This window comes from Nocardia seriolae NBRC 15557, from assembly GCF_007990715.1.
Classification (GTDB): domain Bacteria; phylum Actinomycetota; class Actinomycetes; order Mycobacteriales; family Mycobacteriaceae; genus Nocardia; species Nocardia seriolae.
In genome coordinates this window covers 1-2,451 of the sequence record NZ_BJWY01000243.1, presented here as the reverse complement: position 1 = coordinate 2,451, position 2,451 = coordinate 1, and the positions used below count along the sequence as shown (strand labels likewise).

Annotated in this window: 1 protein-coding gene; it reads left to right on the top strand. The window is 58.7% G+C overall.

From position 1 onward, the window contains the following. Window positions 1-30: 30 nt before the first annotated feature. Window positions 31-2,451 (top strand): hypothetical protein (locus NS2_RS35415; protein ID WP_145961774.1); only part of this gene is annotated, 2,421 nt, incomplete at its 3' end.

Below are 2,451 nucleotides of genomic sequence, written 5' to 3'. Positions count from 1 at the left end.
GTACTAGCCGTGCCGCCGGATCCCGAGCCCGTGCTCAAGGAAGCGACCTACACGGGACCGACGATGTTCGATATCGGCAACAGCGCTCCGCCGAATCAGGTCGAAGGTCAGCCGTGGGTTGTGCAGGATCCGAACCTCGGCAAGATCACCAACACGATTGTCACCGGCACTGGCGGCCAGACCGTCGATTCGGTCATCGAAAAGCCCGACGGCAAGACCGTCACCCTGCGCCGGGTCGCCAATGGCATGGGCGGCTACACGATGTGGATGAACGCCGGCGGCGTCATGTCCGTCTCGTACTCGCCCGGAACCAACGGTGCCGCACCGGGTCACATCCTTCAGTACACGATGGCCGAGGGCGACGACCCTTCGAACCCTTCGATCCTCTCCGATCTGATCGATGGTGGCCGCACCTCGGTGAACCTCGACACGCGCACCGGAACCACCTGGGGTACCGCCTATTTGGACAACGGTGAGCAGGAAGTCACGGTTCTCAGCCAGGACAAAGTGCAACAGATCTACCGCACCTACCACGACGAGATGGGCAACCCGTACACCGAGCAGGTGGGCGAAATCCGCCCGGACATGACCGGCTGGTACCTGGGTAGCGACGGCCTCAGACGCGCCTACAACCCCGATCACAGTGTCGACGTCTCCGGAATGGACACCACCCGCACCTCCCAGAATCTGCACATCAGCCGAACTGGGCAGATCAGCGGCACGCTCTCCAACGATGTTCAAGCACGGATCATCACCCTCACGCCGAACGACACAGGCTCGCTCGAGGTAACCCAGGATTTCCGGGGAAAGACCCTACACATCACCAGATACGACCTGAAGGGCAATCCACTCCGAGATTGGAATCTCGGCGACAACGGAAAGTGGACCGACTACACCCGGAACACCGACGGCTCGACCACCTTCAACTTGCCCGACGGCACGAAGCTCCAGATCAAGGATCTCTGGCGCTACACCGTATGGAATCCAGACGGATCCCACGAGGATCACGACGACTCTCCGAAGACCGACACGAGAACCTTCGGTCAAAAACTATCGGACGCCGCTGGCAACGCATGGGACGGAGCATTCGAAAAGGGCTGCGATCTCCTCACGGGCGTCGGTTCCATGTCCGGTTTCAATAGTCAGTACAACACCGTTGCCCAGTTCATGCACTGGAACTCGAACCTTCCAACACAAAAGATTCCCTTCACCAACCGCGACATGCAAGCGGGTCCGCTGCTGGGTATGACTTATGGCATAGCGGCAGGAATCCTCAAAGGCGTATTCGATACCACCGTCGCCGACTTCAAAACCGCGATATCGGCCGGCGAGGCAACCGGCGATTGGATCAGAGGAAAAACAAGCTTCGCCGACGCGGCCGTTCGTGTATGGCAAGAAGCCGCCTTCGACAGCATCAACGCCCGATCCCAATTCCTCCTGATGACCGACCTCAGGGGCGCTACACAACATCCCTCAAAGACGGCGGGAGAGCTTACATTCGGTGCCCTGACGCTCCTTCTTCCAACAAAGGGTATCGGTCGCGGAGTAGGTTCCGCCACGCGTGGTGGTGTTGCCGCCGCAATCAAAGCAACGGAAGCTACTAATGCGGCTATAGGTGCGCTGCGGAGAATTTCTATGGACAACTCTGCGCTGCGTGGTGCATCGCCTGCAGCAATTGCGGATGCGGCCAAGACAATCGCGCAGGCCACACATTCGAGCGCCGCTGGGGTGGCTCGGATGATGTCAAACGCAATGCAGTCCTTCAGAGCCACCGGAACCGCACTGCCAGAACAAATGCGCTCCGGCATCGATCGATCCGAGTCCGCTACGTCACGTGGCGGAGATGACGGAGCAGTCAGAAAGGCTCCTGAGAAGTACTCAAAGGAAGAACGTGACGGTGCGAACATTACTGGAATCATCAAGGTCGACGCCTGGATCAAGGGCGTTGTAAACGATCTGTTCAATGGACCGCCGCCAGCTGGGAGTTTGGTTCCTGTACGTGCGGGAGCCCCCCTAAATGCAATACCCGGCTTCGCATTGAGAAATTGGCTCGAAGGCAGCCGATTTGAACAACGAAACCGAGGCGCTTCTTCCTCTTCGAGATCGAATTCTGTCTCGGGCTCCCGGGCGCCCAAGTGGAAACCTCCAGCGGATGTCGAGAAGACGCCAGCCGACTTCAATTCGACAGCCGAATACCAGGTTTGGCTTGCCAACACGTATCCGAGTTATCGTGCTGCCTACTACGTCAAGGACGGACGTCGTCGTCTTACGGAGGTACGTGATCACACGGGGACTACACCTCCGCATCTGGTAGAAGTATCTCCTGGAAAATGGGATCTGGCAGATCGCGGGCCAGTGCCATTTCGGCCGCACTATGGTGCGCTTAAGATTGAGCGCGAACGTAAGAATTCCAGTTCGGGGACCCGGGACACGCTCGATCCGCTAGTGTCC